The organism is Asanoa sp. NPDC050611 (assembly GCF_040654855.1).
In the GTDB taxonomy this organism is placed as follows: Bacteria; Actinomycetota; Actinomycetes; order Mycobacteriales; family Micromonosporaceae; genus Asanoa.
Genome location: NZ_JBFAIU010000398.1, coordinates 1 through 6284, shown reverse-complemented (window position 1 = coordinate 6284; position 6284 = coordinate 1). Strand labels below are relative to the sequence as shown.

Genomic DNA, 6284 nt, shown 5'->3' with positions numbered 1-6284 from the left:
GGTCGGCGTCGCGGTGCTCACCCTGGTTGACCCGCACCCAGACGGGAAGGGTCGGAGGCGTGCCCGCGAGCCAGTCGACGACGGCGGCCCGGGCCTCGTCCTTGCGGGCATAGGGCACGGCGTCCTCGAGGTCGACGATGAGCGCGTCCGCGCCCCGCCCGGCCGCCTTGGCGAGCTTGTCCCGGGCCGTGGCCGGCACGTAGAGCCAGGACCGCGTCATACGCGTACCTCGCCGCGCACGAGGGCCTTGGCGATCACCGTACGCAGGATGTCGTTGGTCCCCTCGCCGATGCTCATCAGAATCGCGTCGCGGTAGAGGCGCTCCACCTCGAACTCGGTGGAATAGCCGTAGCCGCCGTGCACCTTCATCGCGTCGATGGCCGATTCGAGCGCGACCTCGGAGCAGAACACCTTGGCCATGCCGGTCTCCCCGTCGGCCCGGCCGCGGCGCACCGCGTCGGCCGCCCAGTACGCCATCAGCCGCGCCGCCTGCAGCTGCGTGGCGAGGGTCGCCAGCTTGAGCTGGATCGCCTGGAAATCGGCGATGTTGCGGCCGAACGCCTGGCGCTGCTGTGCGTACGCCAGCGCCTCCTCGTGCGCCCGCTGCGCGATCCCGACCGACCGGGCGGCGATGTTCACCCGGCCCCACTCCAATGCGGACAGTGCCTGCTTGAGCCCGATGCCCTCGACGCCGCCGAGGAGCCGGTCGCGGGGAACCCGGACGTCGGTGAGCACGATCTCGCACGACTCGGTGCCCTTGTAGCCGAGCTTGGGGATGTCGCGGGTGACCTCGTACCCGTCGAGGTCGGCTTCGACTAGCAGGATGCTCATGCCCCTGTGCGCCGGAGACGCGGACGGGTCGGTCTTGACCAGCACCGGCAGCGGGTTGGCGTGCCGCGCATTGGTGATCCACATCTTCGTGCCGTTGACGACGTAGTGGTCGCCGTCGAGTCGCGCGGTGGTACGGATGCCCTGTAGGTCGGTGCCGGCATCCGGCTCGGTCAGCCCGATGCCGGTGCGCCGGGCGCCGGTGGCGAGGTCCGGCAGGTACGCCCGCTTCTGCTCGTCCGTGCCGTGCATGGCGATCATCCGGCAGGCCAGGGAATGGCTGCCGAGGATGCCGGCGATGCCCATCCAGCCTCGGGCGATCTCCTCGAAGACGAGCGCGAACGAGACCGGGTCGAGGTCGAGGCCGCCGTACTCCGCAGGGATCGTGATGCCGAACAGTCCCATGTCGGCCATCCCCCGCACGATCTCCGTGGGATACCGGCCGGAGTGCTCCCACTCCCGCGCCACCGGGATGATCTCCCGGTCCACGAAGGTTCGCAGGAGCGCGCGGAACTCGCGCTGGTCCTCGTCGAGGGTGAAATCCATCGTCGCCTCTCCTCAGTCCGTCGCCCGGTGGAAGACGGGCAGCGCCCGGCCGTCGTCCAGGTCGACCCAGCCGACCCGCACCGGGTCACCGATGGTCCAGTCGTCGCCGTCGAGCCGGCTGAGCACGATCGGGCCCTCCGCGAGCCGGATCCGCGCGATCGTGTACGGGACGGCGACACCCGCCCGCGGCGCCCGGTGCACGACCGTCCACGCGTCGACGGTGCCGTTCCCGGACGCGTCGGTCAACGCGAGGTCGTCGGTCGACCCGCAGCGCACGCAGACGGCCCGCGGCGGGTGTTGCACGTGGCCGCAGGCGGCACAGCGCTGCACCGTATAGCGGTGCTCGCGGGTCGCGCCCCACCAGGGCGCCGTCACGTCGTCCGGCGGCGGGACCGGGAAAACGGGCAGGTCGGTCACCGGTCCACCCCCAGGACGACCGTGGCGTGCGCGGAGAAGATGCCGCCGGTGCCGTGCGCGACGGCGGTACGGGCACCGGGCACCTGCCGCTCCCCCGCCTCGCCGCGCAGTTGCCGGACCGCCTCCACCAGCAGCAGCACGCCGAGCTGGCCGGGGTGGCAGTAGGAGAGCCCGCCGCCGCTGGTGTTGAGCGGCAGGGCGCCGCCGGGGCGGATCCGTCCATCCTGGACGAAGTCGAGAACCTCGCCCCGGCCGCAGAAGCCGAGCGCCTCGACGGTCAGGGCGGCGGTGATCGTGAACGAGTCGTACACCTCGAGCACGTCGACGTCGGCCGCGGTGATGCCGGCGCGCGCGAACGCCTCCGCTCCCGCAGCGACCGCCCCTGCGTTGGCGGTGAGGTCGTCGACCGCGGTCATCGAGGTGTTGACCGAGCGCTCGCCGTAGCCCAGCACCTCGACCGGCATGCGCCGCAGGTCGCGTGCGCGGTCCAGCCGGGTCAGCACGACCGCGCCGCCGCCGTCGGTGACCAGGCAGCAGTGGGCCGTGGTGAGCGGGGTGGAGACCATCGGGGCGTCGAGCACGTCGGCGACGCTCAGCGGACCCGCGCCGTGCCGGAACGCCGCCGGGTTCCGCAGCGCCCACTCGCGGGCGGCGATCGCGAACTCCGCGAGCTGGGCGCGGGTGCCACCGTACGCGTGCAGGTAGGCGTTGGCCGCCATGGCGTAGTACGAGATCGGGAACAGCGGCCCGTACGGCGTCTCGAACTGCGCCTCCGGAACATGCTCCTCCAGAACGCCGGCCAGGCTCCGCGAGCGCGCCGAGCGCTGGTTGGAGGCGAAGCTGACGACCACGACGGACGCCTGCCCAGCCTCGATCGCCTGGCTGGCCCGGGCCACCATGGCCTCCGCCGCCGAGCCGCCCATGAAGGTTGAGTCGACCCAGCGCGGCGCCAGCCCCAGATACTCGCCCAACTGGGTGGTCGAGAACCGGGCGACGCCGGTGGTGGCGAGCCCGTCGACGTCGGCGAGCGTCAACCCGGCGTCGGCCAGCGCCCGGGTGACCGCCTGTGTCTGCAGCGTCAGGATCGACCTGCCGGTCACCCCGAGGTCCGACTCCGCCGCCCCGACGATCGCGACCGTCATCGTGCGGCCCCGGGTCCATCCGCCGCCCCGGGCCCGTCCGCCACCCCGAGCAGGACGGTGGCCCGGGCCGGGCGGACCGCCGGGCGCTCCGGGCCGTGGTCGCCGGCGAGGATGGTCGCGGTCAGGTCGACGATCACCCGGTCGTCCTCGATCGCGGCCACCGTGCCCGCGCAGCGCACGGTCTCCCCCGCGAACATCAGGTTGCGGAACGTGAAGGACAGCTCACGCACGAAGCACTTCGGGCCGAGGGCGTCCTGGAGCAGCTCCACGAAGAGCGCGCCGAAGACCTGCCCGTCGACCACGGGACCGGGCACCCCGGCGGCGGCCACGAACTCCGGGTCGTAGTGCAGGCGGTAGAAGTCCCAGGTGGCGCCGGCATAGGCAACCATGTCCACGAGGTTGATCGTGCGCTCCAGCGGAGGCAGCGCGTCGCCGGGCCTCATGACCTGCTCACGAGGATGATCGTCTCCTCGTTGACCGCCAGCAGCTCCCCGTGCTGGTTCGTGTACGTCGCGCGGGAGCTGATGATCAACATGTCGGCACCGGCGCCCGTCCTCTTCTCGGTCAGATCGTGGATCTCCCAGGTGGCCGTCACGACGTCGGCGGGCCGGATCCGCCGATGGAACGTGTAGCTGTTGCCGCCGCGCACCTGCCGGGTGCCGGGCACGTCCAGGTGCCACGAGTGCCCCGCGAAGCCGTCGCGGTCGATCGGCAGGTCGGCGTACTGGTTCGTCTCGCAGACCAGCGTCGGCGGCGCGGTGACCCCGTCGAGCCCCTGCTCCTGCGCGAAGGCGGGGTCGGAGTAGAGCGGGTTGTCGTCGCCGACGGCGAGCCCGAAGTAGCGGAACGCGGCGGCGCCGAATGCCTCGGGCGCCGTGTAGACGCGTCGCGTACCGAGAAGCGCCCGCATCTCGTCGGTGAGAAGGCTCATGCCGGGTACACCGCCGTCGGGAAGACTTCGATCAGGAACTCCGGGCGCAGCAGTGCGGCGCAGATGGCGCCGGTGGACGCGGGCCAGGGCGGCGACAGCAGCCGCTCCCGGACCGCCGCCACCGCCCGGTAGTCGGGCAGTGCCGATGCCACGCAGTACTCGGTGGTCTCGACCAGGTCCGCCGGGCCGAGGCCGGCGTGCGCCAGGACCTCGAGGATGGACCCGAACGTCGCCTCCGCCTGCGCGCCGATGTCGCCCGGGTGCAGCGCTTCCTGGGTCTCCATGTCGAGCGCCGCGAAGCCGGACATGAACAGCGTGCGGCCGGCCTTCACACCAGGGGAGTACGTGAGCGACCCGTACCGGGTCCAGCCGGGGTTGACCGCCTGCAGCGGATGCCGGGACGCCGTGACGTCGAGCGCCACCAGCGCGTCCGGGTGGTGCAGCCGGCTCATCAGGATGCCACCCGCACCGGGAAAGACGCCGGCGCCGCCCAGCCGTTCCTTGCGCGCCCGGTGGGTACGGCGGTAGACGTCGCGCGTGGCGGGCGTGGTGTAGTCGTACGTGGTGACGGCCGCGTCCAGCGAGAGCCCGGCGGCGGCGAGCAGGTCACCGGCCCGGTCCAGGCAGTACGCGTACTGCCCGACGAGGTCTCCCTTGTGGACCACCTCGCCGTCGGCGTCGACGGGGACGATCGTCGGCAGGTACACCGTGCCGTCGTGCCCTTCCCGGACGGGCGAGGCGCGCCACGTGCCGGCCGCCCGCTGCTCGCTGGCGACCAGGACCTGTCCGCCGCCGGCGACCGCGTGCAGCTCGACCTCCAGCAGCGCGGTGCGGCGCACCAGCCGGTCGACGACCACGGTGCGCACCGACGGCCGGTGGTCGCCGAACAGTTCCGCGCGGACGACCTCCGCCGCGGCGTAGTCGTCGAGACCCGCGATCGTCACGTTCTCGGTGATCCGGGTGACGTCCGCGGGCCCGAAGCCGGCGGCCGCGAGGATCGTCAGCACCTTCTCGTACGCGGTGCGGGCCTGTTGCTCCATCGTCCCGCTGACGGTCATCTTGCCGACGGACGCGTCGAAGGCGGCCGACGTGTGCCCGGAGGTCCAGGCCGAATCGTTCTCGGACAGCCCCAGGCAGAACGTGAACCCCTCGTAGGGGAACCACGGGAAGGACTCCGGCCGGATGGCGGAGAGCGTCATGGTTCGATCCTCACCTTCGCGGCGTTGAACAACGGTGCCAGCGACGGCAGCTCGGCCAGGCGGCGTGCGGTCGCGATCAGCGCGTCGGCGCCAGGGCCGGCGTTGCCCCGCACCTTCGCGTCGAGCTGTTCGTCGGAGAGGGGCGTGTCGGGGCCACCGGCGCTGCGGCGCACGACGCCGGTCACCACCCGACCGTCCACGAGGGACACCCGCGCGACGCCGGGGGCGTCGGCGGCGGGTATGCCGCCGTGCGGGGTCACGGTCCACGTCACCTTCCGGGCGAGCGCCTCGATTTCCGGGCGCGCGATCGACGCCGGCTCGTACGTCGCAGTCGTCACCTCGCCGTCGCGCACCATCGCCGCCACGCTCCACGGCAACGAGAACTTGGCGGCGTAGGGGGTCGCCGGGCGGGCCAGGTCGCGCCGGTCGTCGCAGACCGTCGGCGCCGAGTCCGGGTGCACGTCGACGTCGATCGTGGCCACGTCGGCGGCCGAGAGACCCGCCCGGTCGAGCGCGTCGCGGACCGCGTCGAGGGCGGCGTGCGACAGCTGGCAGGCCGGGTACGGCTTGATCCCGATGCGGGTCGTCTCCCAGCGCTCACCGAGACCCTCCACGACGGACCCGCGATCGACGGTGCCGGTGGCGAGTGCGTCGTAGATCCCGTGCGGGCCGTCGAACACGTTGGCCGGGCCGCTGGCGCCGGCGGCGGCGAGCCGGGCGGCGAGGATGCCCGCGTGCGAGGCGAACCCGGGGTGGAGTTGCTTGGTCGAGGCACCGGTGTGCAGGAACGCGAGCAGCCCACCGGCCTGACTCCCGGCGATGCCGAGCGCGTCGGTGGCACGGGCCGCGTCGAGGCCCATCAACCGGGCGGCGACGAGCGCCGAGGAGAACACCCCGGCGACCATCGTCGCGTGCAGGCCGCGGGCGTGGAAGCCGTGCGGTGCCGCGGCCGCGACCCGGCAGGCCGTCTCGTAGCCGACGACGGCCGCCGTGAGCACGTCCCGTCCGGCGGCGCCGACCTGCTCCCCGACGGCGAACGCGGCGGGCAGCACGACCGCGGTGGCGTGCACGAGGCCACCGGCGTGGGTGTCGTCGAAGTCGAGCGCGTGCACGAGCGCGCCGCTCGCCAGCGCCGCGGCCGCGGCACCGACCCGGTCGGCGGACGGGTCGGGCATCAGGTGCACGGCGGCCCGGACGATGCGCGTGCCGTCGCTGGATAGC

The 6284-nt window shown here is 73.0% G+C and carries 8 protein-coding genes; all 8 read right to left on the bottom strand.

From position 1 onward, the window contains the following. Positions 1-220, bottom strand: a 220-nt coding sequence (locus AB0H87_RS36315; protein WP_360156480.1) for an aldolase/citrate lyase family protein, incomplete at its 3' end; no start/stop codon positions are given. Then, on the bottom strand, positions 217-1374 hold the full coding sequence (locus tag AB0H87_RS36310) for an acyl-CoA dehydrogenase family protein (protein ID WP_360156477.1): 1158 nt from the start codon (positions 1372-1374) through the stop codon (positions 217-219). The genes AB0H87_RS36315 and AB0H87_RS36310, both read right to left, overlap by 4 nt. 12 nt (positions 1375-1386) lie before the next feature. Then, on the bottom strand, positions 1387-1791 hold the full coding sequence (locus AB0H87_RS36305; RefSeq protein ID WP_360156474.1) for a Zn-ribbon domain-containing OB-fold protein: 405 nt from the start codon (positions 1789-1791) through the stop codon (positions 1387-1389). Further along, positions 1788-2933: an acetyl-CoA acetyltransferase gene (locus AB0H87_RS36300; RefSeq protein ID WP_360156471.1), complete on the bottom strand. Its 1146-nt coding sequence runs from the start codon at positions 2931-2933 to the stop codon at positions 1788-1790. Before AB0H87_RS36300 ends, AB0H87_RS36305 begins: the two co-directional genes overlap by 4 nt. Next, positions 2930-3376, bottom strand: coding sequence for a MaoC/PaaZ C-terminal domain-containing protein (locus tag AB0H87_RS36295; RefSeq protein ID WP_360156468.1), 447 nt, complete (start codon positions 3374-3376; stop codon positions 2930-2932). The genes AB0H87_RS36300 and AB0H87_RS36295 overlap by 4 nt, the downstream gene beginning before the upstream one ends. Then, on the bottom strand, positions 3373-3864 hold the full coding sequence (locus AB0H87_RS36290) for a MaoC family dehydratase N-terminal domain-containing protein (RefSeq protein WP_360156465.1): 492 nt from the start codon (positions 3862-3864) through the stop codon (positions 3373-3375). Before AB0H87_RS36290 ends, AB0H87_RS36295 begins: the two co-directional genes overlap by 4 nt. After that, on the bottom strand, positions 3861-5063 hold the full coding sequence (locus tag AB0H87_RS36285; RefSeq protein WP_360156462.1) for a Rid family hydrolase: 1203 nt from the start codon (positions 5061-5063) through the stop codon (positions 3861-3863). Before AB0H87_RS36285 ends, AB0H87_RS36290 begins: the two co-directional genes overlap by 4 nt. Next, on the bottom strand, positions 5060-6284 hold a 1225-nt coding region (locus AB0H87_RS36280; RefSeq protein ID WP_360156459.1), incomplete at its 5' end, for an MmgE/PrpD family protein. The genes AB0H87_RS36280 and AB0H87_RS36285, both read right to left, overlap by 4 nt.

Excerpts from the sequence above, each read along its gene's own strand:
- AB0H87_RS36290 (WP_360156465.1), bottom strand. The coding sequence starts at position 3,864 with ATGAGCCTTCTCACCGACGAGATGCGGGCGCTTCTCGGTACGCGACGC.
- AB0H87_RS36285 (WP_360156462.1), bottom strand. The coding sequence starts at position 5,063 with ATGACGCTCTCCGCCATCCGGCCGGAGTCCTTCCCGTGGTTCCCCTAC.
- AB0H87_RS36310 (WP_360156477.1), bottom strand. The coding sequence starts at position 1,374 with ATGGATTTCACCCTCGACGAGGACCAGCGCGAGTTCCGCGCGCTCCTG.
- AB0H87_RS36300 (WP_360156471.1), bottom strand. The coding sequence starts at position 2,933 with ATGACGGTCGCGATCGTCGGGGCGGCGGAGTCGGACCTCGGGGTGACC.
- AB0H87_RS36295 (WP_360156468.1), bottom strand. The coding sequence starts at position 3,376 with ATGAGGCCCGGCGACGCGCTGCCTCCGCTGGAGCGCACGATCAACCTC.